The organism is Sphingomonas sp. TX0543 (assembly GCF_048565505.1).
Taxonomy (GTDB): Bacteria; Pseudomonadota; Alphaproteobacteria; order Sphingomonadales; family Sphingomonadaceae; genus Sphingomonas.
This window is the reverse complement of sequence record NZ_JBLZUS010000002.1, coordinates 622,819-647,414: the sequence shown is the minus strand read 5'-3', so window position 1 is coordinate 647,414 and position 24,596 is coordinate 622,819. Positions and strand designations below refer to the sequence as shown.

Annotated in this window: 23 protein-coding genes and 1 tRNA gene; 15 read left to right on the top strand and 9 right to left on the bottom strand. The window is 62.5% G+C overall.

Features of this window, described 5'->3' with window-relative positions:
* The first annotated feature begins 3 nt into the window (after positions 1 to 3).
* The 6 genes from ACM61V_RS03820 (at position 4) to ACM61V_RS03795 (ending at position 7,819) form a co-directional block, all read left to right on the top strand.
* Entirely contained in the window at positions 4 to 1,119 is a 1,116-nt protein-coding gene (locus ACM61V_RS03820) for a DegT/DnrJ/EryC1/StrS family aminotransferase (RefSeq protein WP_137786906.1), read from the top strand.
* Between the two features lie 71 nt (positions 1,120 to 1,190).
* Positions 1,191 to 2,201: a polysaccharide biosynthesis protein gene (locus tag ACM61V_RS03815; RefSeq protein ID WP_137786907.1), complete on the top strand. Its 1,011-nt coding sequence runs from the start codon at positions 1,191 to 1,193 to the stop codon at positions 2,199 to 2,201.
* 20 nt (positions 2,202 to 2,221) lie between these two features.
* Positions 2,222 to 3,739, top strand: coding sequence for a lipopolysaccharide biosynthesis protein (locus tag ACM61V_RS03810; RefSeq protein WP_419713810.1), 1,518 nt, complete (start codon positions 2,222 to 2,224; stop codon positions 3,737 to 3,739).
* The gene (locus tag ACM61V_RS03805) at positions 3,736 to 4,956 is read left to right on the top strand and encodes a glycosyltransferase (RefSeq protein WP_171007585.1); all 1,221 of its coding nucleotides are present in this window, start codon (positions 3,736 to 3,738) and stop codon (positions 4,954 to 4,956) included. Before ACM61V_RS03810 ends, ACM61V_RS03805 begins: the two co-directional genes overlap by 4 nt.
* Before the next feature lie 92 nt (positions 4,957 to 5,048).
* Positions 5,049 to 6,230 carry a hypothetical protein gene (locus ACM61V_RS03800; RefSeq protein ID WP_137786910.1) on the top strand — a complete coding sequence of 394 codons (1,182 nt, stop codon included), beginning with the start codon at positions 5,049 to 5,051 and terminating at the stop codon, positions 6,228 to 6,230.
* The gene (locus ACM61V_RS03795; protein ID WP_137786911.1) at positions 6,227 to 7,819 is read left to right on the top strand and encodes a hypothetical protein; all 1,593 of its coding nucleotides are present in this window, start codon (positions 6,227 to 6,229) and stop codon (positions 7,817 to 7,819) included. Before ACM61V_RS03800 ends, ACM61V_RS03795 begins: the two co-directional genes overlap by 4 nt.
* A gap of 12 nt (positions 7,820 to 7,831) precedes the next feature.
* On the opposite strand, the gene ACM61V_RS03790 is transcribed toward ACM61V_RS03795, so the two are convergent.
* The 4 genes from ACM61V_RS03790 to ACM61V_RS03775 form a co-directional block, all read right to left on the bottom strand.
* Positions 7,832 to 8,392: a serine O-acetyltransferase gene (locus ACM61V_RS03790; protein ID WP_137786912.1), complete on the bottom strand. Its 561-nt coding sequence runs from the start codon at positions 8,390 to 8,392 to the stop codon at positions 7,832 to 7,834.
* Positions 8,393 to 8,411: 19 nt separating this feature from the next.
* Entirely contained in the window at positions 8,412 to 9,428 is a 1,017-nt protein-coding gene (locus ACM61V_RS03785; protein ID WP_419713809.1) for a hypothetical protein, read from the bottom strand.
* 14 nt (positions 9,429 to 9,442) lie between these two features.
* Positions 9,443 to 10,564 (bottom strand): NAD-dependent epimerase/dehydratase family protein, encoded by a 1,122-nt coding sequence (locus tag ACM61V_RS03780; protein ID WP_212742195.1) that lies wholly within the window; start codon positions 10,562 to 10,564, stop codon positions 9,443 to 9,445.
* Between the two features lie 108 nt (positions 10,565 to 10,672).
* Positions 10,673 to 11,794 carry a glycosyltransferase gene (locus tag ACM61V_RS03775; RefSeq protein ID WP_137786915.1) on the bottom strand — a complete coding sequence of 374 codons (1,122 nt, stop codon included), beginning with the start codon at positions 11,792 to 11,794 and terminating at the stop codon, positions 10,673 to 10,675.
* Positions 11,795 to 12,342: 548 nt separating this feature from the next.
* Here ACM61V_RS03775 and nhaA point away from each other — a divergent pair.
* On the top strand, positions 12,343 to 13,536 hold the full coding sequence (gene nhaA / locus ACM61V_RS03770) for a Na+/H+ antiporter NhaA (RefSeq protein ID WP_137786916.1): 1,194 nt from the start codon (positions 12,343 to 12,345) through the stop codon (positions 13,534 to 13,536).
* On the opposite strand, the gene ACM61V_RS03765 is transcribed toward nhaA, so the two are convergent.
* Together ACM61V_RS03765 and ACM61V_RS03760 are read right to left on the bottom strand one after the other, a co-directional pair.
* Positions 13,525 to 14,211: an RlmE family RNA methyltransferase gene (locus ACM61V_RS03765; protein WP_137786917.1), complete on the bottom strand. Its 687-nt coding sequence runs from the start codon at positions 14,209 to 14,211 to the stop codon at positions 13,525 to 13,527. The genes nhaA and ACM61V_RS03765 overlap by 12 nt on opposite strands.
* Positions 14,208 to 15,245, bottom strand: a complete 1,038-nt coding sequence (locus ACM61V_RS03760; RefSeq protein ID WP_419713808.1) for a Ppx/GppA phosphatase family protein — start codon at positions 15,243 to 15,245, stop codon at positions 14,208 to 14,210. The genes ACM61V_RS03765 and ACM61V_RS03760 overlap by 4 nt, the downstream gene beginning before the upstream one ends.
* A 141-nt stretch (positions 15,246 to 15,386) precedes the next feature.
* Here ACM61V_RS03760 and ACM61V_RS03755 point away from each other — a divergent pair.
* Positions 15,387 to 15,460: transfer RNA gene (locus ACM61V_RS03755), tRNA-Gln, on the top strand.
* Positions 15,461 to 15,638: 178 nt separating this feature from the next.
* Here ACM61V_RS03755 and ACM61V_RS03750 read toward each other — a convergent pair.
* Together ACM61V_RS03750 and ACM61V_RS03745 are read right to left on the bottom strand one after the other, a co-directional pair.
* Positions 15,639 to 15,953 (bottom strand): PilZ domain-containing protein, encoded by a 315-nt coding sequence (locus ACM61V_RS03750; protein ID WP_249341559.1) that lies wholly within the window; start codon positions 15,951 to 15,953, stop codon positions 15,639 to 15,641.
* 36 nt (positions 15,954 to 15,989) lie between these two features.
* Positions 15,990 to 16,508, bottom strand: a complete 519-nt coding sequence (locus ACM61V_RS03745; protein ID WP_137786919.1) for a sterol desaturase family protein — start codon at positions 16,506 to 16,508, stop codon at positions 15,990 to 15,992.
* A gap of 50 nt (positions 16,509 to 16,558) precedes the next feature.
* Between ACM61V_RS03745 and ACM61V_RS03740 the strand changes: the two genes are divergently transcribed.
* The gene (locus ACM61V_RS03740) at positions 16,559 to 18,175 is read left to right on the top strand and encodes a lysine--tRNA ligase (RefSeq protein WP_137786920.1); all 1,617 of its coding nucleotides are present in this window, start codon (positions 16,559 to 16,561) and stop codon (positions 18,173 to 18,175) included.
* A gap of 118 nt (positions 18,176 to 18,293) precedes the next feature.
* On the opposite strand, the gene ACM61V_RS03735 is transcribed toward ACM61V_RS03740, so the two are convergent.
* Positions 18,294 to 19,229 (bottom strand): ribose-phosphate pyrophosphokinase, encoded by a 936-nt coding sequence (locus ACM61V_RS03735; RefSeq protein WP_137786921.1) that lies wholly within the window; start codon positions 19,227 to 19,229, stop codon positions 18,294 to 18,296.
* Between the two features lie 81 nt (positions 19,230 to 19,310).
* On the opposite strand from ACM61V_RS03735, the gene gltX reads away from it, so the two are divergent.
* The 6 genes from gltX (at position 19,311) to ribB (ending at position 24,575) form a co-directional block, all read left to right on the top strand.
* Positions 19,311 to 20,639, top strand: a complete 1,329-nt coding sequence (gltX, locus tag ACM61V_RS03730) for a glutamate--tRNA ligase (protein ID WP_419713807.1) — start codon at positions 19,311 to 19,313, stop codon at positions 20,637 to 20,639.
* A 131-nt stretch (positions 20,640 to 20,770) separates the two neighbouring features.
* Positions 20,771 to 21,430 (top strand): energy transducer TonB, encoded by a 660-nt coding sequence (locus tag ACM61V_RS03725; RefSeq protein ID WP_137786923.1) that lies wholly within the window; start codon positions 20,771 to 20,773, stop codon positions 21,428 to 21,430.
* Positions 21,391 to 21,831: a hypothetical protein gene (locus tag ACM61V_RS03720; RefSeq protein WP_249341560.1), complete on the top strand. Its 441-nt coding sequence runs from the start codon at positions 21,391 to 21,393 to the stop codon at positions 21,829 to 21,831. Before ACM61V_RS03725 ends, ACM61V_RS03720 begins: the two co-directional genes overlap by 40 nt.
* Positions 21,832 to 21,854: 23 nt before the next feature.
* Entirely contained in the window at positions 21,855 to 22,802 is a 948-nt protein-coding gene (gene ribD / locus ACM61V_RS03715; protein WP_137786924.1) for a bifunctional diaminohydroxyphosphoribosylaminopyrimidine deaminase/5-amino-6-(5-phosphoribosylamino)uracil reductase RibD, read from the top strand.
* Positions 22,803 to 22,819: 17 nt separating this feature from the next.
* Positions 22,820 to 23,434 carry a riboflavin synthase gene (locus tag ACM61V_RS03710; protein WP_137786925.1) on the top strand — a complete coding sequence of 205 codons (615 nt, stop codon included), beginning with the start codon at positions 22,820 to 22,822 and terminating at the stop codon, positions 23,432 to 23,434.
* Positions 23,418 to 24,575 carry a 3,4-dihydroxy-2-butanone-4-phosphate synthase gene (gene ribB, locus ACM61V_RS03705; protein WP_137786926.1) on the top strand — a complete coding sequence of 386 codons (1,158 nt, stop codon included), beginning with the start codon at positions 23,418 to 23,420 and terminating at the stop codon, positions 24,573 to 24,575. Before ACM61V_RS03710 ends, ribB begins: the two co-directional genes overlap by 17 nt.
* Positions 24,576 to 24,596 lie beyond the last annotated feature (21 nt).

Sequence of the window (24,596 nt, the reverse complement as noted above, 5' to 3'; positions counted from 1 at the left end):
ACCATGACGATCGCGCTCTTCGATTGTCGCGTGGACGATGTAGCTGCCCGCGCCCTTGATCCACTGTGGCGCAGTGGGCGGCTGGCATCGGGCCCCGCAGTGCCGGCCCTCGAGCAACGGCTCGGCGCCTATGTCGGCGATCGAGCCGTCGCTGCGATGAGCGACATGACCCAGGCACTAGCAATGGCGCTGCGCCTGGCGGGCGTCGGGGCGGGCGACGAGGTCATCACGCTGGCGATGAACTGCATGTCATCGAACAGCGCGATCGCGCTTGTCGGCGCCACGCCGGTATGGGTGGATGTAGATCCGGACACGGGCAGCATCGACATCGCCGATCTCGCCGCCTGTTTCACCGAACGGATACGCGCGGTCGTCGTCTACCATCTGGCCGGCTATATCGGCGACCTGGATGCCGTACGCTCCTTGTGCGACGCCGCCGGCGTACCGCTGATCGAGGATGCAAACGCTGCGCTGGGCGCCGAATGGCGCGGACGGCGTGCCGGTACGATCGGCGATTTCGCCGTATTCTCTTTCTACGCCAACCGACAGGTCAACGGCATAGAGGGTGCCGCGCTTGTCTGCGCGCGGGAGGAGGACGCCGCGCGAGTACGAATATTGCGGCGCTTTGGTATTGATACGGCACGGTTCCGGACCCCGGACGGGGAGATCGATCCGGCGCTCGATGTCGCGGAGATCGGCGTTGCGTCGTCGCTGACCAATGTCAACGCAACGCTTGCCGATCACGCGATGAACGACCTCGACGCGCGTCTCGCCCGCAACCGGAGCAATGTCGAACGGCTGTCCGCCGAATTGGCCGATGTCCCCGGTTTGCGCTTCGTTGCCGAGCTCCAGGGCGCAAGAGGCGTCTTCTGGGTGGCGCTGGTTCGCAGCACCACGCGCGACCGTTTGATGACCGGCCTCAAGTCCGCCGGGATCCAATGTTCCAGACTGCATCAGCGCAACGATGTCTACACCGGCTTCCATGCGAACAGGCGGAATCTGCCCGGCACGACGATGCTCGAAAAGGAGATGCTTGCACTTCCTTGCGGGTGGTGGTTGTCGCACGATGAACTTGATCGGATCGTCGCGGCGGTTCGCCAGAGCGCGCAACGGACGTGATTCACCTCGCCGGATGCAAGCATCCGGCAATTTTCGTGACCATGCCCGTCCAAGGGCGAAGGGAAGATTTCATGCTTGACGGCAAGACCTTGATGATTACCGGCGGAACGGGCTCCTTTGGAACGACCGTTCTGGGACGGTTTGTCGAAACCGGCGTCCGCCAGATCATCGTCTTCTCTCGGGACGAGAAGAAGCAAGAGGATTTGCGGCTGGCGCTGAAAAGCCCGAAGGTGCGTTTCGTCATCGGCGATACCCGCGATCCGCAATCGATCGACACGGCCATGCGCGGCGTGGATTTCGTGTTCCACGCGGCTGCGCTCAAACAGGTTCCGTCGTGCGAATTTTACCCGATGGAGGCGGTGCGCACGAACGTGACCGGCACCGACAACGTGATCCGCGCGGCGATCGCAAACGGGGTACACCGCCTCGTGCTTCTCAGCACCGACAAGGCCGTCTATCCGATCAACGCAATGGGCATATCCAAGGCGATGGCCGAAAAGGTACTCGTATCGCATGCGCGGGCGATGCACGCCGACGGTCCGGTCTTGTGTGCAACCCGTTACGGTAACGTCATGGCCTCCCGCGGATCGGTTATCCCGTTGTTCATCGAACGCATCAAGGCCGGGCAGCCGATGATGATTACCGATCCCGCCATGACGCGGTTCATGATGTCGCTCGAGGATTCGGTCGACCTTGTTCTGCACGCCTTTCGAAACGGAGAGCAGGGTGACATCTTCGTCCAGAAAGCGCCGGCCTGCACCATCGAAACGCTGTCGATCGCGCTCAGCGAGCTGTTCAATGTCCCGCTCAATACCGGCATCCTGGGCACGCGGCATGGAGAGAAGCTTTACGAGACGCTCGTCTCGCGCGAGGAAATGGCCAAGGCAGACGATATGGGCCGCTATTGGCGGGTGCCGGCAGACAACCGAGATCTCAACTACGAACTGTTCATTTCAGAAGGGTCGCAGGCGTTGAACCAGATCGACGACTACACCTCGCACAATACAAACCGGCTTGATGTAGCGCAAACCAAGCAGCTTCTGCTGACACTGCCACATGTTCAGGCCGCACTGCGGCGCTGACGTCGGCGCTGCCGATCCCCATGAGCCGTTCGCGCAGTAGTCACGGATTTGCCATTCTCGCGGATTTCGTATCGCTTTTCGCGGGGCGAGTCGGCGGAATTCTCGTCACTCTGTTCTTCATCCCGCAATACAACCGGCTGCTTGGTGCCGATGCGTTCGGCGCGATCGCGGTGGTCCTGTCGCTCCAAGCCTTCTTCCTGATGTCAGATCTGGGCTTAGCGACGCTCATCAGCCGGGATACCGCGGTCGCGCGGGACAATCCGGCGGCACTGGCTGCGGTGGCGTGGACGCGGCGGCGGGCGGAAGTGATCCTGGCGGTGCTAGCGCTGGGCGTGTTGGCGGTGGCGATCTCGCTGCCGCTGGCCGGGGCGCCGGTGCCGTGGTCTTTAACGGCCGGCGTTAACGCGGGTTTGATCGCGATCCTAATGGTGCTGCTGGTAGGCACCAACATCGTCCAATTGAGCCTGAACGCACTCGGTCTTTACCGCGCCGGCGCGGGAATTTCAGTGGCAGGCGCGCTTGCGCGCGGCGCGGCGACCGTCATCGTTTTGCGGTCGATGCCGAGCTTTTCGGCGTTTCTCCAGGTCCAGGTTGCAATGGCCACGGTCCACTTCGTCCTAGCGCGTTGGGTGCTGGAGCGCGGCTGCGCGGCGAGTACTGATGGCGAGCGGTTGCTGAATTTGCCGGAGATGATGCGGTTAATGCGGCGCTGCACGCCGCTCGTACTTTACACGCTGGGCGGCGCGGCAGCGGTCAATCTCGACAAGTCGATCGTCAGCGCCTTCATCTCGCTTAAGATTGCCGGCACCTATTTCCTGGCGACCACCTATGCGCTCGTGCCGGTGGGCATCCTTTCGGGACCGATCAACAGCTATTTTGCCCCGCGCGTAGCCCATGCGCGACACGCCGGGGACAGCGTCCGCGAATATCGCCTGGCACTCACGTTCCAGCTTGTGCTCATGTGCATCGTGGTCGGGCCATCGCTTAGCCTGGCGTTCCAGATGTCGGACTGGCTGATGCTCTGGCTGCATGATGCTGCTCAGGTGAACAGGATAATGATCATCGCGCCGATCCTGCTGGCCGGCGGCGCCTTGTCCGCCACGGGCTATTACCCGACCACCTATCTGATCGCGGCCGAGGACAACGGATATCTCGCGCGTTTGTCTATTGTGGCAGCGATCGGGGTTTTGATCGCGACGCCATTTTTCGCAGCGCATCACGATCTTGTCGGGGTGGCGTGGAGCTATTGCGCTTTCTACGCGGCCGGCTTCGTTGGGCTTTGGCTGCGCCTTGCCAGCAGAATTGGCTGGGGAGCGATGGCCCGCTTTCTGGCAATCGCGTATCTTATGCCGATGCTGGTTATCACACTCGCTTATCTCTCGCTTCATGCGGTCGCGGCGGCCTTCGCGGTTCCGGCCCCGCTGGCCCTGCTCGGACCGATGGCTGTTGCCAGTGCTGTGGGAATGCTGGCATGCGCAGCCGTGTTTCTGCGCGAGCGCAATCGTCCGGGCTGGGCGGCACAGAAGGAAATCCCGTGACGCTGATCACTATTGTCATCCCCACCCACAACCGTCAGGTCTATGCCGCAGAGGCGGTGCGCAAGATCATTGCGGTGCTGCCCAGCGCGCAGATCATCGTTAGCGATACCAGCGCCGACGACAGGTTGCGCGCGATGCTGCCGGCAGAGACGGTCGAATATGTACGGCCCGATCGGCCGATGGACGTCGTATCGCATTTCGAGTTTGCGCTGGCTGGCGCCCGCGGTCGGTACGTGATGTTCATCGGGGATGATGACTGCATAGGGCCCGGGCTTGAGAAGATTGCCCAATGGGCGGACCGTTGCGGTGTCGACGCGGTCGTTAGCTACGGCGATTCCTTCCTCGCCAACTATTTCTGGCCCGGCGTGCGATCGCGCTTCTATGGCAACGGTTATGCAAGCCGACTGTTCGTGCGGCCATTCACGGGCACGGCGAGGCGGATAGACGCCGTCGCAGCCCTTCGCCGGACCTTGCGCGATTTGGGATCGGGGCTCGGCAACATGCCCCGTGTCTATCACGGCCTGGTTTCGCGCGCGCTGATCGATAAGGTGAAGGCACGTTATGGAACCCTGTTCGGTGGGGTGACCCCGGATATTTACAGTGCCGCCCTGATTAGCGACCAAGCGGCGAACGTCTGGCAGGTCGACTATCCCTTTTGCCTGCCGGGTGGCTCGCCCAGCAGCACCGCTGGCACCGGCGCGGCGGGCACCGACTTGACTTCGCTCGCGGAGCACCCGCACACGGCCGCCTTCGCGGATCTGCGATGGGATCCTGCGCTCCCCGCCTTCTACGCGCCCCACAACGTCTGGGCCTATTCGCTCAAAAAGGCGGTGGACCGGATCGAACGGACCGATCTGCGCCCCAACCTTGCCCGCGTTTATGCGGTGTCTCTACTGCGCCATCGTCGGCAGCGTGCGAAAATCCTCGCAGCGCGTAGCAGCAGCGCGTCGCCTTGGTTGGCAATAACATGGGAAATTGCGCGTGAACTGGTCTTCCAGACCCGCCGCTACGCTATACGGCTGACAGCGCCCAAGGCGGGCGGTACGGCTATTCGCTTTGACGACCTGCCTGACATTTCAGCCGCCTATGATCGTCTGGAGCAGTATATCGCCGATCGGGGGATCGTACTGAAACTGCCGGACTGCGCGAGCGCGCGGGAACCGGCACCGGGAACGATCCGCAACGAACAGCCCCGTTCGCTGGCAGCAGCGCGGTGATATCGCCAACGTCACCCGACCCGGTTGGGAGGACTGCGGGAGCAAACAGCCGTCCCGACCGCTACGGGGGAGCGATTGCTTTATGCGCGCTGTTGCTCATCATCGCGATGCCTTTTCTGGCACTGTTCGCGTTCGATGCATCATCGACGATGCCGGGCTTATTGGGTGCCTGCACCATCATCCTGGGCGCCGGCGCCTTGGGATTCTACGCGATGACGGGGGGGCGGTACTGGGCGATAATACTGACGACTACTGTGATCGCGGTTTTCGTGATCCTGTTTCAAAGCCTGGTCGTATCACTGTTCGTAGCAATGGACGTACAACGCGTAGCGGGCTCTGTTGTCGCGGCCATTGTTGTCGTCATTACTGGCTATCTGATGCGCCTCATTCTGCAACAGACGGCGCCTGCATCCCTCGATCGGGTGCTGACAGGCATCTGCATTGCCTTCGTGACGGTCGGCGTCCTTTCGATCCTGGGCATCCAGCCGCTAAAATCGGATTACAGCAAGCCAATCTTTCCATTCACGGAGCCATCGCACTTCGCGCTGAGTTTCTCGCCCTTCCTGATCTATCAGTGCGTACGGTCGTCGTTGCCGGTTCGGCTAGCGTGGCTTGCAATTGCGCTGTTGCTGGCCCTGTTGCTTCAGAGTCTCTCGCTAGTCGTCGCCGTCGGGTTGGCGGCGGCATGCTGCCTGTCGTTCTCGCTGCTGGCGGGCGCACTGGTCGGCCTCAGCGCCGTAATCGGCTATCTCGACATCAGCTATTTCACCGATCGCTTGGATTTCTCGGTGAACACCACGAACGTGTCCACTCTAGTCTACATCCAGGGACTTGAGTTGGTCGAAGCCGGCTTACGCAAGACCGCCGGGTTAGGCATCGGTTTCCAGCAGCTCGGCGTCGTGCCACTCAACGTGCCGACCAGCGATCTGATCTACAGCATCAACGGTGACGACGCCAATCTGCGCGACGGCGGCTTTACCGCCGCGAAGCTTATAGCCGAACTGGGCTTTGTAGGCATCGGGCTGATTGCGGTCTATCTCTATGCACTCGTGAAGGCGGTGCTCGCGCTACGAGCCTTGTCAAGCGGGCTACCGGGGTCGGCGCAGGAGCGTTTTGCTCTTTCTGTCATTGCGGGTCTTTCCATCGAACTGTTCGTGCGCGGGGGAGGTTATTTTACCGGCACGATGGTTCTGATGGTGCCCGCTTCGCTCATGGCGCTGGAGCATGGTTATCTGCGAATCCGGCGCGCCGCGGTCAGGCGCCTTCTCCCATGAAGGTATCGCGGCGTGATACCTTGTTAGGGCTGTCCGGATTGGCGGCCGGCGCTCGCGGCGACAGTTTGGTATTCGCCGAAGCGCCGGCCCCTTCTACCCAAGGCAGCGATTACGCCGACCTGCAGCGCCGCTATGACGCGATCGCGGCGGCGGGCGGGGGTACGTTGCGGCTTCCAGCGGGCGTTCATAACGTCACGCTCGTCATGCATTCGCGCGTGGTGCATCTGTGCGGAGCGGGGCGAAACGCGACGATCCTTGTTCCCCGCAATCCCGACTTGCCGGTATTCCAGCAGCGCTATGCCACCGCAGGCTGGGACGCGGTGACAATCTCGGACCTCACGATCAAGGGATCGGGCAAGGGCACGGCGCTGGATTATGGCGACACGGCAGCGGATCGTTTCACCGGCCGAACCATCCTACGCAATGTAAGGTTCACGGGCTTTTCGATCTGCGTCCGGCGGTCATCGGGCAATATCGGGCTGTACCTAGAAGGCTGCCAGTTCGACGCGGCCGATTATCATATTTGGGGGCAGAGCTTCCGGGGAGCCGACGGGCTCATCATGCACGATGGCGTGCTGAGTGCGCGGGATTGCCATTTCCAGGAAGCGGCCAAGGCAGTGCTGTACGTCGACAGTTCTGTCCCTGGATCGGGTCAGATCACATTCGATACCTGCACCTTTGAGAGCAACCCCGGCTTCGTCTTCGTGTTCGCGCGGTTCGAAAGCCGCGACGGGGTGCCCGGCATCAGCGTGCGATCGTGCTGGAACGAGAACAATGCGACCGGCGGATCTTCCCACGGCATCCAGCTCGCCGGCAAGTATCGATCCCCCGCCTTCCTGTTTGCCGATCGCGTCGGCCTGATCGAATTCAGCGATACGCCGCCGGGGGCGATGGTGCTGCTTGGCGACACCAGCGTCGTCACCCGGTCATGCGCGCTCGATATGCTTGACGTCGTGGAAGCGAGCCCGGCTGCCACCCTAACCCATTACGACGCCCGCATTTTCGGCGACAGGGTTGTTCCGGGTCTGACCCGCAGCCTGACGAACGCCAATCAGAAGAATTTTGGCCCGACCGGCGCCATCTTCCGCTTGCCGCATCGCATCGGTATCGTCCGTCCCCGGATCGACGGCGCTCATGCGGTCGGGACGTGCGCCGCGCCAATGAATGTCGAGGGCAAGCGCAGGGTACTCAGTCGCAGTGTTCCCGACGCGATCCTACCGGGACTTGCCGCCAGCCAGCAACTCGATCTCGTGGCCGGCGACGCAGGGTATGTGGCCACGATCGCCGTCCCCGCGCCCGCTTATCTCGCCTGGACCTTCAGCTATCGCCGGATTTCAGGTGCGCCTGTAGAGTTCGTGATCGCCGGCCGTGCCGGAATCTCTACTCAGACAACGCTTGACGCGGACGCCTGGACAACGATCGGCGGTGTCGCTTTCATCGACCGTCCGCTCGATCAGATTGGTTTTCTTATCCGAAGCGCGGGCCCGGCATCCATACGCATCGGCGGCTACCAGCTCATCTGTTTTCCTAGCCGAATGGCGGCGACGGAGATGCTGAACGACGGACTGTTCCGGGATCAGCCTGTTTAACGGCCGTCGCGGTCAGACCTTCTCATCGGGACGGCGCCTCACCGGGGTAGGCTTTGCGGGCACCCCGGCCAGCATGCAGTTTTCAGGGGTCGATTTGTTGACGACGGCGTTGGCCGCGATGACGCAGCCGTTTCCGATCACGATATCGCCGATGATCTTGGCACCCGACGCAATCAAGACATGGTCCCCCACCACTGGGCGGGCATCATAGCTGAACATGATATCCTTCGCGCCGATGGTAACCTGATGGTAGATGACGGCATGATGCCCGATCGACATCGCGCCGATCACCGTGCCCGACGCGTGTGGCATGTAAAAATGCGGGCCAATCTCGCAATTAGACGCGATCTCGATGCCGAAAAGGAAGAAATTCACCCACGTCAGTATCTTGGCCAACGGTACCATTCGCTTTTCGTGCAACCAGCGTGAAAGCCGGTATATCCCGACTGGCGAGCAGCGCGGAACCAGAAAGTTCCGCCAAAGATGATAAACGCGAACTTCTTTCCCCACACGTCCGGTATAGAAATAGTGACGTTCCAAATCGGATTTGAGAAGATAGACCAAGCCGGTCATGGTAACTCCGCCGATGCCGTCACAACGAGTTTTCTAGGACGTTGTCTATCCACCCTGGGAGGCTGTACTTGTACTGGATCACCCCTGGCAACGCGCGATAGGGCGTCTTGAGAAAATCCTCCGGGATCGCGGGATCCGCCCGGTCGATGATGTGAATGTTCTGCGGATCATAAAAGTCATAATCTCTGATATGACTGTTCGTCGTGATCAGCTTCTTGCTCGCGCCAATGGCCTCGAACGTCCGCATGGTAAGCCCGGTCTGATGCGGATGCTCCATGTCGACAATCGCGCGCGATCTTGCGAAGGTTTGCTGCACGGTCGGAAACGGCAACGGCTCATATCTGAAATCGTCGTACTTCGCGTTCCTGAACGCCGGGTTGATCGCCTTCTGCGCATAGAAGACCCATGGCGCCTGAAGAAACAGATACCAGAACCGCGGCACGTCCGGCGCGAGCCCTTTGTTGATCGTCGAGATAATGTGGAACCGATCCGAATGCGCAGTGCCGATAAAACTCAGATCATATTTCGGCGCGCCATCACTTGGCTCGAAGCCGGGAGCAAAGAACAGCGGCAGCAGCCGCATCCCGTAACGCTGCGCGGCATCCGGATCGAACGTTACGCATTCGTCGAAGAAAGGCAGGATTTCCTGCGCCTTCGGCTTGTTGCGCATCGAATCCCAGATGTAGAACAGGAAGCGCGCGGATGGCATGCGCGCGCGCATCTCCTTCAGGAGTCCGTTCGACAGGGTCTGCCCGTTGACCACGAACACCAGATCATATTGCCGGTTACCGAACTCGGCCAGCTTGCGCCGGTAGAAGCGGTCAGCGAACCGCATGACAGCGGCACGTGAATAGCGCGTGATCGCGGTCATCAGCGGCGTGTTGAAGGGGCGGTCCGGAAGGTAATCGACCTCCGCCCCTCGCGCTCGAAGTTCCGCCATGATCTGCTGCTCATAGCCGAAATAGCGCACGGAAAAAAAAAGGATGCGCTTGCCCGCAAGCGAACCGGCGCGCTCCCGCGCAAGGAAATTCTGCATGTCTGCCACGCCGGTCAGGCACCCATCAGCTTGCGCGCGCGCAGTTCGGCCGCGGCCTGTTCCAGCCTGTCCTCGTGTACCGGCTGCTCTCCTGCCCATGCGCAGAAGCGCGTCAGCCCCTCCACGAGCGTCACCCTTGGCTCGAAACCCAACAGGCTGCGCGCCCGAGTCAGATCGGCGAAGCAATGGCGAATATCGCCGACGCGGTACTGGCCCGTTACCTGCACGGGTACGCGGAAACCGCCCGATTTGAGCAGCTGGTCGACGAGATCGAGAACGGTTGTCGGCGCGCCTGCGCCCAGGTTCATCGTGGCGCCGTCCGGCAGGTCGGCGTCCAGCGCCGCGACCAGTCCATCGACAATATCCTCAATATGGATGAAATCGCGGGATTCCAGTCCGTCCTCGTAGACCGGGATCGTCATTCCCTGCCGTGCGCGGTTGAAGAAGATCGAGATAATGCCGGTATAGGGATTCTGCAGCGATTGCCCTTCGCCATAGACGTTCTGGAACCGGAAGATGACGGGCTTGAACCCCAGCGCGGGGCCAGCCGCACGTAGTAGTAGTTCCTGGGACGCCTTGGTCGCCGCGTAGATCGATCCGGGGGAAAACGGCAGGTCTTCCGGTGTCGGCACGGCGGTGAGAGGCGTGCCGTTTGCGGAGCGCGGCTCCCACAGATTGTCCGCCAGCTGGGCTGGCGAGCGCGGCATGGGCTGGACGAGCATATCGGGGCGATCGGGCGCAACATAGGCCCCCTCGCCGTACACGCTGCGGCTCGAGGCCAGGATAACCCTACCGGGCTTGCGATCAGCCGAAGCAATGGCTTCGATCAACGCCGCGGTACCGAGTTCGTTGACGGCGACATAGTCCTGCACCCGGTACATCGACTGGGCGGTGCCGGTCTCCGCGGCTAGGTGGTAGATCGCGTCGCACCCATCGACCAGTTCGGAATGCCGCGCGAGGTCGCGAACGTCGAGCCGTACGACGTCCGCACCGGCGGGCGGTATGACAACAGGCAGCGCGCCGTGGATCTGGGGCGTCAGACTATCGACCAGAACCACCTCATGGCCCAGTTCCTGCAGTTTCTTTCCAAGCGCCTGGCCGATGAAACCTAAGCCGCCCGTCACCATGATCTTCATCGACAACCCTTCACTTACATCTGTCGTGCCGAAACGGATCCGGCACGCTGATCACTGTCGAGCCGAGCATCCCTAGATGAGCATCCCCCGACACGTAAATCCTTGTCTTTACAGCCCATCGGTGAGGTAGCGCCAAAGCGACGGCCAATCCTTCATGAACGGCTGTTCCGGTTCGGGAGTCACATTGCCTTGAGGTTCCCACGCGCCAGCTGCAATTCGCGCGATCGCGTCACGCCAGGCGCAGGGATCGTCGACCGCCACAAAGCTTACGGCATCGTAGTTTCCGACTGTTTCGTGAGCATAGGGCAAGTCTGCCACCAGTAGTGGTTTGCCGAAACCCTTGGCTTCGGTGATCGGGAGGCCCCAAGTCTCGAGGCGCGACGGGAAGAGGACGACGTCGCACTGTTCATATTCGGCGGTCATGCGCACGCGATCCTGCCGGCCGATCAGGCTGATGCCGGCAACATCGCCATATTGCCGGGCAAGGTGGGCGGCCCATCTGTTCTCGGTTCCATCCATGGTAAGTCGCAGATCGACAAGCGGTATCAGCTCTGCCGGAAGTCTGTGCACCGCCTCGCACAGGATTTCGATATTCTTGAAGACACGGGGAAGCGCAGGATAGAGCAGCCGAAGCGGCGCGTCCCGCGTCGCCATCCGCAACCGCTGCGGGACCGCGGGTTCGTCTTCACTCGTCACGGCCTGCTTGGCGGGGCGCGCGACCACGACGCGGGGATGCCCGACTTCGCGGCGAAATGCGTCGCGTAGCCATGATTGCTGGACGATGACCGCGTAATTTCTGTTTATGAGAACCTTGTACAGCCTCAGATACAGGATGTTGAACAGAAAGAACTTTATATCGAACCTGGCTTCCTTCAGACTCGCTTTGTAGAAAGGCGACGGGTTGTGACAATATACCGCTTGGCGCCGCGCCTCTACATTCGGCGTCATATCGTGAAGCGATAGCCACAGGTCCGGCATCATCTGTCGAGACAGTTTGCCAAACTCTCGCCATTCCAGCCGCAGGCGCGAAAGCCAGCTGCGCTTCGATTGCGGGAACGCGATCGTGCGAATGCGCGGATTGGCGACCAGCGCTTCGTCATGAACAAGCGCCGTGATTGTCCACTCGGGGCCAAGTGTGTCGGCCGCGCTATCGAGAGCATCGATCAGGACGGTCAGCGGGCCACCTTCGCTGAAATTCACGGCAGAGACAACCAGATGTCGCGTCGTCATTGCTTTTCCCGCCAGACTCCTGAGGCGAACACGATCCGCTGGAAATCGATCTGATGCGCGGCGACAGCGCCTACCGTGCGATCCGCAGGCGGGCAAGGCGTATGCGCAGAACGCGGCTTCGCAGAAGCTGCATTCAACGCGGGCAAAAGCAGGATGGCTGCGCAGGAACCAATGGCCGCTCGATGTCCTGATGCTTAGGTTAGACCGACCTTACCGTCGTCCGCCGGGAGGCGAATCTCGAGATGGCCACGCTCGATGCCGTGTTGATCACCGATATCCAGCCCAGGGATTGCAGGTTGCCGATCCGGCGCCCGCATATGCGTGCCTCCTGGCCATCGGCGATCCCGGTGCGGGTGATCCGCCAAGAGCGCCCATTACATAAGAACCGCTGCACAGTTCCGGCATGCGGCGCCTCGAACGTGGATTTGTCGCTTGAACAGTGCCGAGGCACTCGTGTCCGCGGCAACCACAAGTTAGACTGGGGCAATGCAATCGTTGAGCCTTGATGCCGGTGCGCACCTCCAACACCCTGTTGCCGGCCTGTGGCCATGAGCCGTCGGCCTGCTTCGGCATTGCGCGCGTTCCTGAGCGGCGAAACGGCAGGAGGCTTCGTACTGATCGCGGCCGCCGGACTGGCCATGGTCGCGGCGAACATGCCGGCAACCGCAGGCTCGTATGCGCGCATGCTGCATGCCGAAACCGGGCCAACGCTGTCGACGGCGCTAGGCCCGATGACGGTGCATCTGTGGATCAACGATGCGCTGATGGCGCTGTTTTTCCTGCTCGTCGGACTGGAGATCAAGCGCGAGTTCGTCGACGGGCGGCTGGCGCGCGCCGATCAGCGGCGGCTGCCGTTCATCGCCGCCGCCGCCGGCATGGCAGTGCCTGCGCTAGTCTATCTGCTGGTGGTGGGTGACAACAGCGGCCTTCAGCGCGGCTGGGCGATTCCGGCGGCGACCGATATCGCCTTCGCCATCGGCGTGATGGCGATGCTGGGCAAGCGCGTGCCGCCCGCACTCAAGCTGTTGCTCACAACTGTCGCGATCGTTGACGACATGGGGGCGGTAGCGATCATCGCACTCGCTTATACCGAGGAGATTAGGGCGCTGGCGCTGATCGGCGCAGCGCTGGCGCTGGTGGTGCTGTATGTCATGAACCGACGCGGCGTGCATAAGCTCTGGCCGTACCTGTTCGCCGGTTTGGCGCTGTGGCTTTTTGTGCTGCAATCTGGCGTTCACGCAACAGTCGCCGGGGTGTTGACCGCCATGTTCATCCCGGTAGTGCCAACGCCCGGTGCGCCCGACGCGCCGGAATCACCGCTCCACCGCCTGGAACATGCGCTCAGCCCATGGGTGGCGCTGGTGATCGTCCCACTGTTTGCCTTTGCCAATGCCGGCGTCTCGTTGGGCGGTGTCGGCTGGAGCGTGTTGGCGCAGCCGGTGGTGCTGGGTGTTTCGCTCGGGCTGTTTCTGGGCAAGCAATTCGGCGTATTCGGCGGTATCTGGTGCGCGGTGCGCCTCGGCATCGCGAAGCGGCCGGGCGGGGTGAGCTGGCTGCAGATCTACGGCATGGCGCTGCTGGCCGGTATAGGCTTCACCATGAGCCTGTTCATCGGCGACCTGGCTTTCCCCGGCGATGGCGCGCTGGTGGAAGAGGTCAAGATAGGTGTGCTGGCCGGATCGTTGCTTTCGGCGGTCACCGGGTTCGCGGCGCTGGCGCTGGCCGGCCGCTCACGCGCCTGACGTGGAATCGTCCCTCCGGCCTTTGAAGCCCTGCGCTACAACAAACCACTCGACGCTGCCCTTGCGGCTGGCGGGCGGCTTCGCGTGTTTCACGGAGGTGAAGTGGCGCTTCATCTCCGCCACCAACGCGGAATCCGCGCCGCCCGCGAACACCTTCGAAACGAAGGTGCCGCCCGGCGCCAGCACCTCGATCGCGAAGGCGAACGCGGTTTCGACCAGCGCCATCGTGCGCAATGCGTCGGTCTGCGGATGCCCGACGGTATTCGCCGCCATATCGGAAAGCACGATATCGGGCGCGCCGCCCAGCGCGTCCATGAGCATCGCGGGTGCGGCATCGTCCATGAAATCATGCTGGAAGATCGTCACCCCATCGATCGGATCGACCGGCAACAGGTCAATCCCCACCACGGCGGCTTTGGGGGCCATCCGCCGCACCACCTGGCTCCAGCCGCCCGGTGCGATGCCCAGGTCGACGACGCGCTTCGCGCCCTTCAGGATACCGAAACGCTCGTCCAGCTCGGTCAGCTTGTAGGCGGCGCGGCTGCGATAGCCTTCCGCCTTCGCACGATGGACGTAAGGATCGTTGAGCTGCCGTTCCAGCCAGCGTGTCGATTGCGCGCTGCGGTTTCGGGCGGTGCGTACGCGCTGACGCAGCCCGGAGCCACCGCGCGTCATCGGCCAGCCGCCATCAGCCTGCGCAATATGCCCTCGCGGATACCGCGATCCGCCACCCCGATCCGTTCGGCCGGCCACAGATCGAGGATCGTCTCGAGGATCGCACAGCCCGCCACGACCAGATCGGCCCGTTCGCGGCCGATGCAAGGCAGGGCCGCCCGTTCCGCCGGGGACATATGGGCAAGACTGTTGGACACGTCGCGCATCGCGTGCGCCGGCGCGATCAGCCCGTCAACCGCCGCGCGATCATAGCGATCGAGCCCCAGGTGGACAGAGGCGAGGGTCGTCACCGTGCCCGATGTGCCCAGCAACCGATGCTCCCCTGCCCCCCTCGGCAACCGCTGCGCGAACGGCGCAAAGCTTTCGCGCACCAGCGCGCGCATCCGCTCATAGGTGGCGACCCGGCCTGCTGCGCCTTCGGCCACTGCAACGCTTTCAGTCAGAGAAACGACGCCCCACGGCGCGGAATGCCAGTCCAGCACGGTGGGAACGGTGGCGGTCGTGTCGATCAGCACCAGTTCGGTCGATCCGCCGCCGATGTCGAACACCAGTGCGGGGCCGTCTCCGGGCTCCAGCAGCACGTGGCAGCCGAGCACCGCCAGTCGCGCTTCCTCCTCCGCCGAGATGATATGGAGTTGGATCCCCGTTTCCGAGCGCACGCGCGCGATGAATTCGGCCCCGTTCGATGCACGCCGGCACGCCTCGGTCGCCACGGAACGTGCAAGTGCGACGTTGCGGCGACTCAGCTTGTCGGCGCAAACGCGCAGCGCGGCGAGGGTGCGATCGATCGCCGCGTCGGAAAGCCGCCCACTGCTCGCCAGTCCTTCGCCGAGCCGAACGATGCGCGAGAAAGCGTCCACCACCGCAAACCCATCGCCCTGCGGCCGCGCGATCAGCAGCCGGCAATTGTTGGTGCCGAGATCGAGCGCCGCGTAATGACGCGCGAAACCGGTGCGGGGCCGCGCTGGAGTGGTAGCCGTTCGACCGGGACCCTGCCCCTGCCGGTGCGGCAAGCTGGCGGAAAAGTCGCCCATTGCCGTTACTTTCTATTCTGTTCTGCCGCCACGAAACTTCTGCTTCGCCCGGTGCTTGGACCTGAGGCTACAGATTCGTGACCGGCCCGGCAAGCCACGCTTGACCACACCCCCCGTTCCGGCCTAGAGGCGCCCCCCTGTTGCCCGATCGTCTAACGGCAAGACTACGGACTCTGACTCCGTCAATCGTGGTTCGAATCCACGTCGGGCATCCACCTTTCCCTCGCCCCGCGCGCTGCTCAAAGCCTTAATCGCACGCGCGGCACGGCGCCCGCTGATCCTGATCGCTCTGGCAACGCTCGCCTCCGGGCTGACCCTTATATTACACGGAGCCGCTGCGTATCGGGCCGGACGCCACGACCCGCTGTTCGGCCGTGGCCAGCCAATGCGATTCTAGCTATTGCCCAGCGCAACGATGTGATCGAGCACTGCCGGGTGCAGCGGCTTCGCGAAGGCGCAGCCGTAACGGAATTTGTCCCGCCATGCGACGACCGCTTCCAATCCTGCGAGGCCAGGCAGCGTCAGCCACACGGTCTGCCCCGGCCACAGAGTGAAGCTGGTTTGCGCGCGGAAGCCGGTGGTGGACAGATCGACCACATCGATCTCGAAACGCGTCGTGCCGCGGTCGCGCAGATGCGCGCGCATCTTCACCGCCTTGCGCAACGCGCGGCGGCTGTCCTCGCCGTCTTGGGGTACAGGTAGCGACACGGCTCGATCCATCATCCTATTATGGGAGGCCAATGGTTACCAATCGGCAAACGAATCTTTTCGTTTCGTCGCAGCGCGCAAAGCCGTTTCGCGTCGTTTCAGTTTCTGTTTCAGTGAGATAGGATGTGAGGCGAGGATGAAGCCAAAACTTACCGCGCCGTGCTTCGTGCCGACTGCGTGATGCAACCGATGCGCCTGAACAATCCGCTTCATGTAGCGGGATTTCGGCAGGTAGCCGGTGGAGACGCGGCGATGGACGATCACATCATGAAATCCGAAATAGATCGCACCATAACCAGCAATGCCGGCGCCTACCCATGCCCAGCCCTGCCACCAGCCGAGCTGCGTACCGCCGAGAAGGAGTATTATCGAAGGCACGGCGAATATCACGCCATACAGGTCGTTCAGTTCGAACCGTCCGGTGCGCACGCGATGGTGGCTTTCGTGAAGGAACCAGCCCGGCCCATGCATCACCCAGCGGTGCATCACATAGGCAAAGCCCTCCATCCCGGAGACGGTAACCAGAAACAGGAGCGGGCCGAACCACCATTGCATTGCGCGGGATATAGCCATGACGGGCGCGTCTCGCTACGTCGCACCGCATCATGACAGACGATATCCGCACCGCAGCCCTAGAATCCAAGGCATGGCCGTTCGAGGAAGCACGCCGGCTCCTCAAGCGCTGGCCGGAAGGAAAGCCGGGCGGCGAGGCGATCATCTTCGAAACCGGATACGGGCCATCGGGTCTGCCGCATATCGGCACCTTCAATGAGGTGCTCCGCACGACGATGGTGCGCAATGCCTTTCACGCGCTATCTGACCAGCGGACGCGGCTGATCGCCTTCTCCGACGATATGGATGGCCTGCGCAAGGTGCCGGATAATGTGCCCAATCAGGCGATGTTGGCGGAACATCTCGGCAAGCCGCTGACCGAAGTGCCCGACCCATTCGGCACGCATGAGAGCTTCGCACATCACAATAATGCGATGCTGCGCGCGTTCCTCGATCGCTACGGATTCGATTACGAATTCGCCTCCTCCACCGATTATTACACCGCTGGTCGCTTCGACGAGCAGCTTCGTAATGTGCTGCGCAATTACGACGCAATCATGGCCGTGATGCTGCCGACGCTGCGCGGCGAACGCCAGGCGACATATTCGCCGGTGCTGCCGATCAGCCCGAAATCGGGCATCGTGCTTCAGGTGCCGGTAGAGGTGGTCGACGCGGAAGCCGGCCTGATCCGTTTCGCCGATGAGGGCGAAGTGATTGAGCAGTCGATCCTGGGCGGAGGGGCGAAGCTGCAGTGGAAGCCTGACTGGGGGATGCGCTGGGCGGCGCTGGGCGTCGATTACGAGATGCACGGCAAGGATCTTATCGATTCCGCCGCGCTCGGCGGACGCATCTGCCAGATTCTGGGTGGGCGGAAACCGGAAACCTTGGTGTATGAGCTTTTTCTCGATGAGAATGGCGAGAAAATTTCCAAGTCCAAGGGCAACGGGCTGAGCCTGGAGCAATGGCTGACCTACGGCCCGGAAGAATCCGTCGCCTTTTACGCTTATCGCGAGCCGAAAAAGGCGAAGCAGCTCCACATGGGCGTAATTCCGCGCGCGGTGGACGAATACTGGCAGTTCCGCACCAATTATGCCGGGCAGGGGATCAAGGAGCGGCTCGGCAATCCTGTTCACCATATTCACGACGGCAAGCTGCCGGAAGGCAAGTTGCCGGTAACGTTCGGGCTGCTGCTCAACCTTGTCGGCGTGATGGGGGAGGCATCGCCCGAGCAGGTGTGGGGCTATCTCGAAAATTATGTTCCTGATGCCTCGCCCGCGCAATATCCGGAGCTCGATCGCCTGATCGGCTATGCGCTCGCCTATCACCGCGATTTCATCGCGCCGACGCTAAAGCGCCGCGCGCCGGAAGGTGCGGAAGTGGACGGCCTCAAAAGGCTTGATGCTGCGCTCGCTGCATTGCCAGCGGATGCAACCGCCGAGGATATCCAGAACCACGTTTACGAAATCGGCAAGACCGGCGGGTTCCCGGAACTGCGCGACTGGTTCAAGGCGCTATACGAGACACTTCTCGGATCCAGCCAGGGGCCGCGAATGGGGAGTTTTATCAGGCTCTATGGCATCGCGAACAGCCGCGAATTGATCGCAGAGGCGCTGGCGCGTTCCCGCGGCAACCTGCCGATGGGCGAGGAAACCGACAAGGCGCGTTCGTAACGCCTCTCCTGTCCCCGGCGCGCGATCGTGCGGATCGTTTGGACGGACAGCGTCCATTCCAGCGTGCAATCGCGCTATCGTCAGCCAGACGACATCGCGGATCCGCTCTGCGCCCGAATCAGTCGAACAGGCTGGATACGCTCGATTCATCGGCAATACGGCGGATCGCCTCTGCGAGCAGCGGCGCGATGGTCAGATGGCGTATGCGGTTGGCGCCGGCGATCGCCTCCTGGTTGCCGATCGAATCGGTAATCACCAATTCGCGCAACGCCGAACCCTCCACCCGCGCCACTGCACCGCCGGAAAGCACGCCGTGCGTGACGTAGGCGACTACATCCTCTGCCCCGGACTCCTTCAGCGCGGCAGCCGCATTGCAGAGGGTGCCCGCGGAATCGACGATATCGTCGATCAGGATGCAGAAGCGCCCCTCCACGTCGCCGATGATGTTCATCACCTCGGATTCGCCGGCCCGCTCGCGCCGCTTGTCGACGATCGCCAGCGGCGCATTGTCGAGCCGCTTCGCAAGCGCGCGTGCACGCACGACGCCGCCGACATCGGGGGAGACCACCATCAGGTTCTTGTCACCAAACCGTGCATGGATATCCGCCGACATCACCGGCGCAGCGAACAGGTTGTCTGTCGGGATGTCGAAAAAGCCCTGAATTTGTCCAGCGTGCAGATCGGCGGAAAGCACACGATCCGCCCCCGCGGTCGTAACGAGGTTCGCGACGAGCTTGGCGGAAATTGGCGTACGGGGGCCGGGCTTCCGATCCTGCCGCGCGTAGCCGAAATAGGGTATTACGGCTGTGATACGCTTCGCCGACGCGCGTTTCAGCGCATCGATGCAGATCAGCAATTCCATGAGATTGTCGTTGGCGGGGAAACTGGTCGACTGGATAACGAACACGTCCTCGCCGCGCACGTTCTCGCGGATTTCGACGAATATCTCGTCATCGGCGAAGCGACGCACCAGCGCCTCGGTCAACGGTAGTTCGAGATAGGCGGCGATGTCACGCGCCAGCGGCAAGTTCGAATTACCCGTCATCAGTTTCATGCGTCGCGCCCCTTCGCCGAATCGCGCCGCCTTACTGCCGGGGGCTGGCGAGGGAAAGAGCAAGCGCCTAAGCGGGCGCGCATGACCGTCATTACCCGCTTCGCGCCGTCGCCCACCGGGCGGTTGCATGTCGGCAACATCCGCACCGCGCTGCATAACTGGCTGTTCGCCCAGGCGAACCGTGGCACATTCATGCTCCGTATAGACGATACGGACGAAGAGCGCAGCGCAGCGCATTTCATCACTTCGATCCGCGCCGATCTGGCATGGCTTGGCCTGACCCCCGTAAAGGAAGAGCGACAGTCAGCGCGCTACGCGCTTTACCAACGCCAATTCGATACGCTGGTGGCCGCCGGACGTATCTATCCTGCCTATGAGAGCGCGCAGGAGCTTGAGCTGAAGCGCAAGATCCAGCGCGGCCGCGGCCTTCCCCCCGTATATGACAGGGCCGCGCTGAACCTGACGCCGGAAGATCGCGCGACGCTGGAAGCGGAGGGCGTGCAGCCGCACTGGCGCTTCCGGCTCGACCATAGTGCCCCAATCGAGTGGCACGATCTGATCCGTGGCCCGCAGCATTTCGATCCAGCGACGATGAGCGATCCTGTCGTGCGCCGTGCCAATGGCTCGTGGCTCTATATGCTGCCCTCCGTAATCGACGATATCGATATGGGGATTACCCATGTGGTACGCGGCGAGGATCATGTCTCCAACACCGCGCTGCAAATCCAGATGTTCGACGCGCTCGGCGCCCCCCCGCCCTCGTTCGCGCATGAGGCCCTGCTTACGGGCAGCGAGGGCAAGCTTTCCAAGCGGCTCGGCAGCGTCGGCGTCGATCAGTTCCGCGCGGCGGGCATCGAACCGCAGGCGATACGTGCGCTTCTGGCGCGACTGGGAACCAGCGATCCGGTGGAGCCGATCCAGGACATCGCGACGCTGATCGCGGGATTCGATTTCTCGCATTTCGGCCGTGCGCCGGCGCGTTTTGACGAATGCGAACTCGCGCAACTCAATGCGCGCATCATTCATGAGCTTCCGTTCGCGACCGTCGCGGATCGATTGCCCGATGGCATGACCGAAGCCGCATGGCAGGCCGTGCGGCCGAACCTCACCGCTGTCGCGGAGGCGGCCGAATGGTGGCAGGTAATCGAAGGGCCGATCCCCACGATAGAGAAGGGCGAGGACACCGCCTATCTCGCCGAGGCTGCCGCTGTCGCGGCAATGATCGATTGGGATGCAGATCCCTGGCACTCACTAACCAACCGGCTCAAGGAAACCACCGGGCGAAAGGGAAGACAGTTGTTTCTGCCACTCCGCCGCGCGCTGACCGGCCGCGACCACGGCCCAGACATGGCCGCCCTGCTCCCGCTGATCGGTCGCGATCGCACACTTTATCGTCTCTCTGGAACGTAGCCTGAAACGCGCGCCATCTCAGGGGCAAGGGGCATGTGTTGTTATAAAGTCTCTTTCGATCGACTTAGATACGTTGTATCATCCCCGAACCGGGCAAACCGGGCTGGAGAGTAGTCGAAAGGAGCAGGCCTATGTACGCGGATCGTTATGTTCGCTCGCGCGGGATCAATCCGGGCAGCCTCGCCTTCGCCATCGGGCTCAATGCAGCGATCATGGCCGGGATGGTAATATCAGTGCCGGCGTTCAAGAAAACTGTCGAAAAGCACTTCACCGCGATCAACATCCCGATTGACGAGCCGCCTCCACCCGAACCATTGCCGCAACCCGAAACCAAGACGGTGCATCAACCGAAATCGCAACCACGGCCTATCGACCGCAGCGATCCGGTAGCGCGCACGACAACGCTCGAGCCCTACTACCCGCCCTTTCCGCCGCTAGCGAACAGCGGGGCCGGCACCGAAACCGGCATCGAAAAGATCATCGATCCGCCCGCAAAGTCGCCGGTGATGATCGATGCCAGCGCAGATCCGCGCTTCGCGCGCGAATTTCAGCCCGAGTATCCCGCCGGCGAACGTCGGCTCGGCAATGAAGGAAAGGTGGAAGTGCGCGTCCTGGTCGGTGTCGACGGCCGTGTGAAGCTGGTCGAGCGTATTTCCGCCGCGAGCGAGGCGTTCTGGCTGGCGACGGAGCGGCAAGCGCTGCGCCGCTGGCGCTTCCGCCCAGCGACCCGGGATGGCGTGGCGATCGAATCATGGCGCACGATGACGGTGCGGTTCGAGATGGCTTCCTGAGTCGATTGCGCGTGGGGCTGGCCACGACCGCCCCGCGCGCCTATCTTGCCGGGATGCAATTCCTCGCCCGTATGTCGCCGCTCCGCGCGCTGCGAGACCTTCGGTTGTTTCTGCATCAGCGACAACCGCACGAACTCGGCTTTCTGCTGCTGGCGATACTGATCACCGGATTTTTCATCTTCGCGTTCGCGAAGGATTCGCATGTGGAAAAGGTGTACAAGCCAGACATCATCTACGTGCAGCAGTGGCGGCTCGATCGCAGCGAGGCCGAGATTCTGGCTCAACAAAAGATCGATCAGGCGAAGAAGGATCAGGAACAGGCCGCGCTCGAGAAAGAGCAAGCCAAGACGCGAGCCGAGTTCCAGCGGCTTGACGACAAAATGAAACGCTGGGGCCTCTGACCTCCGCTATCGACCAGCGCTGGATGGCATCCGCACTCGCACTGTCGGCGCGGGTCCATGGACGCACCTCGCCGAATCCCAACGTCGGCTGCGTCATCGTGTCGAACGGCCGAGTTGCCGGGCGCGGCTGGACCCAGCCGGGCGGTCGTCCGCACGCCGAAGCAATGGCGCTGGCGGAGGCGGGCGAGGCAGCGCGTGGCGCGACCGCCTATGTCACGCTGGAGCCTTGCGCGCATCAATCATCACGTGGCCCGGCCTGCGCAAACCTGTTGATCGCGGCGGGGATCGCGCGCGTGGTTTCCGCAATGGGTGATCCCGATCCGCGCACCAATGGTGCCGGGTTCGCCCGGCTTGCGGCAGCGGGGGTCGCCGTTACGAACGGCATCTGCGCCGACGAAGCGCGGCACGCTATGGCCGGCTTTCTTATCCGCCGTGCATCGCGGCGTCCGCAGGTGACGCTAAAACTCGCCACGTCGCTCGACGGGTGCATCGCGCTGGCAGATGGAGAAAGCCGCTGGATCACCGGTTCCGAATCGCGCGCCCACGCGCATCTTGAACGCGCCCGCCACGAGGCCATCCTGATCGGGCGCGGAACATGGGATACCGATCGGCCCAGTCTCAACGTGCGACTGCCCGGGCTTGAGGAACGCGCCCCAAGGCGCGTGATTCTTTCCAAACAAATAGTCGACGCGCCCGGTTGTATTGTCATCGCTCAGCCCGCGGACATCGCCACGCTCCCCGGCGATCATCTGTTGATCGAGGGCGGCGCGGGCGCGGCATCCGCCTTCCTGAGGGCGGACCTTGTCGATCGCTTGCTTTTGTACCGCGCGCCAATCCTGATCGGCGCGGGCCGCCCGGCGATCGGGGACCTGGGCTTGCAGAATCTCGCCAGCGCGCATGGCCGCTGGCGCCTGACCGACGCACGCATGCTTGGCAGCGACCGGCTCGAGGCATATGAGCGCCAGCGATAACAGGACAACGAATTCACATGTTCACCGGGATCGTAACCGACATCGGCACCATCAGCGCGGTGGAATCGCGCGGCGATCTGCGCGTAATCGTCGATACCGCTTATGACACGACCGGAATCGATCTCGGCGCATCCATCTCCTGCTCCGGCGTGTGCCTGACGGTGATAGACAAGGGCCCGGGCTGGTTCGCGGTCGATGTTTCGGGCGAGACCGCCAGCCGTACTGCGCAGGGCCAATGGAGCGCGGGCCGCCGCCTCAATCTCGAGCGCGCAATGAAGCTTGGAGACGAGCTCGGCGGACATATCGTGACGGGTCATGTCGATGGCGTTGCGGAGGTGATCGGCATCTGCCCGGAAGGCGATTCGCGCCGCATCGGATTCCGCATCACCTCGGATATTGCGCCGTTTCTCGCCAGCAAGGGATCGGTCACGGTCGATGGCGTGTCGCTGACGGTCAACGCGGTCTCGGATCAGGACGACGGCAGCACCCATTTCTCGATCAACCTCATCCCGCATACCCAGACTGTGACGACGCTGGGCGGTCTCACTCCGGGGCAGGCGGTCAACATCGAGATCGATGTCCTCGCCCGTTACATGCAACGAATGGAGCATTATCGTGTCAAAGCCGGCTGAACTCGCGCGCCTGCGCCACGCCTTCCTCTCCTCCCCCGAGGAGATTATCGAGGAGGCGAAGAACGGCCGCATGTTCATTCTCGTCGATGACGAGGATCGCGAGAATGAGGGCGATCTCGTCATTCCGGCGCAGATGGCGACGCCGGAAAAGGTGAACTTCATGGCCAGGCATGGCCGCGGGCTGATCTGCCTCGCGCTCACCAAATCTCGCGTCGATCAGCTCGGCCTTGATCTGATGAGCCGTCATAACGGCACGCGGCACGAAACCGCCTTCACCGTTTCCATCGAGGCGCGCGACGGTGTTACCACCGGCATCTCCGCCGCCGATCGCGCGCGCACGATCGCTGTAGCGATCGACGCGTCCAAGAGCCGTGAGGAGATCGTGACGCCGGGCCACGTCTTCCCGTTAGTGGCGCGCGACGGTGGCGTGCTGGTTCGCGCTGGCCACACGGAGGCGGCGGTCGATGTTTCGCGACTGGCCGGCCTCAACCCGTCGGGCGTGATCTGTGAGATCATGAACGACGACGGGACGATGTCTCGAATGGACGATCTCGTCTCTTTTGCGCAACTCCACAACCTCAGGATCGGGACGATCCGCGACCTTATCGCCTACCGCCGTCGCTACGATCATCTGGTCGAAAAACAAGCGGAAATGACATTCGAATCGCGCTGGGGCGGCACGTGGCGCGGCCTCACCTTTTTCAACAAGGCGACCGGCGACGAGACGATCGCCTTGGTAAAAGGCCGTATTGACCCGACCAAGCCCACGCTGGTGCGGATGCACACCGCCAGCTTCTTCGTCGATATGTTCGGCGAGCAATCCGACCGTGCCGACATGCTTTCGCGCTCGATGGAAATGATCGCGGAAGAGGGCGCGGGGGTGATCGTTGTCATCAACCGCCCGATGAAGGGCGCGGTCACGCGCTTCATCAGGGCGCGCGCCGATGGCAAGGTCGCCGGTGAGCCCGAGATTGACGAACTGCGCGATTACGGCGTCGGCGCGCAGATCCTTGCGGAGCTTGGTGTGGAAGAGATGGTGCTGCTTACCAACTCTCACCACGCATTGATCGGGCTGGAGGGCTATGGCCTGTCGATCGTCGCCGAACGCTCGATCACCGGCACCGGCACCGGCACTGCCTGAATCTCACGGCAACAGGAAAAT

Coding starts and splice junctions, on each gene's coding strand:
- ACM61V_RS03820 (WP_137786906.1), top strand. CDS start 4: ATGACGATCGCGCTCTTCGATTGTCGCGTGGACGATGTAGCTGCCCGC.
- ACM61V_RS03815 (WP_137786907.1), top strand. CDS start 1,191: ATGCTTGACGGCAAGACCTTGATGATTACCGGCGGAACGGGCTCCTTT.
- ACM61V_RS03810 (WP_419713810.1), top strand. CDS start 2,222: ATGAGCCGTTCGCGCAGTAGTCACGGATTTGCCATTCTCGCGGATTTC.
- ACM61V_RS03795 (WP_137786911.1), top strand. CDS start 6,227: ATGAAGGTATCGCGGCGTGATACCTTGTTAGGGCTGTCCGGATTGGCG.
- ACM61V_RS03790 (WP_137786912.1), bottom strand. CDS start 8,392: ATGACCGGCTTGGTCTATCTTCTCAAATCCGATTTGGAACGTCACTAT.
- ACM61V_RS03785 (WP_419713809.1), bottom strand. CDS start 9,428: ATGCAGAATTTCCTTGCGCGGGAGCGCGCCGGTTCGCTTGCGGGCAAG.
- ACM61V_RS03780 (WP_212742195.1), bottom strand. CDS start 10,564: ATGAAGATCATGGTGACGGGCGGCTTAGGTTTCATCGGCCAGGCGCTT.
- ACM61V_RS03775 (WP_137786915.1), bottom strand. CDS start 11,794: ATGACGACGCGACATCTGGTTGTCTCTGCCGTGAATTTCAGCGAAGGT.
- nhaA (WP_137786916.1), top strand. CDS start 12,343: ATGAGCCGTCGGCCTGCTTCGGCATTGCGCGCGTTCCTGAGCGGCGAA.
- ACM61V_RS03765 (WP_137786917.1), bottom strand. CDS start 14,211: ATGACGCGCGGTGGCTCCGGGCTGCGTCAGCGCGTACGCACCGCCCGA.
- ACM61V_RS03760 (WP_419713808.1), bottom strand. CDS start 15,245: ATGGGCGACTTTTCCGCCAGCTTGCCGCACCGGCAGGGGCAGGGTCCC.
- ACM61V_RS03745 (WP_137786919.1), bottom strand. CDS start 16,508: ATGCAATGGTGGTTCGGCCCGCTCCTGTTTCTGGTTACCGTCTCCGGG.
- ACM61V_RS03740 (WP_137786920.1), top strand. CDS start 16,559: ATGACAGACGATATCCGCACCGCAGCCCTAGAATCCAAGGCATGGCCG.
- ACM61V_RS03735 (WP_137786921.1), bottom strand. CDS start 19,229: ATGAAACTGATGACGGGTAATTCGAACTTGCCGCTGGCGCGTGACATC.
- gltX (WP_419713807.1), top strand. CDS start 19,311: ATGACCGTCATTACCCGCTTCGCGCCGTCGCCCACCGGGCGGTTGCAT.
- ACM61V_RS03725 (WP_137786923.1), top strand. CDS start 20,771: ATGTACGCGGATCGTTATGTTCGCTCGCGCGGGATCAATCCGGGCAGC.
- ACM61V_RS03720 (WP_249341560.1), top strand. CDS start 21,391: ATGGCGCACGATGACGGTGCGGTTCGAGATGGCTTCCTGAGTCGATTG.
- ribD (WP_137786924.1), top strand. CDS start 21,855: ATGGCATCCGCACTCGCACTGTCGGCGCGGGTCCATGGACGCACCTCG.
- ACM61V_RS03710 (WP_137786925.1), top strand. CDS start 22,820: ATGTTCACCGGGATCGTAACCGACATCGGCACCATCAGCGCGGTGGAA.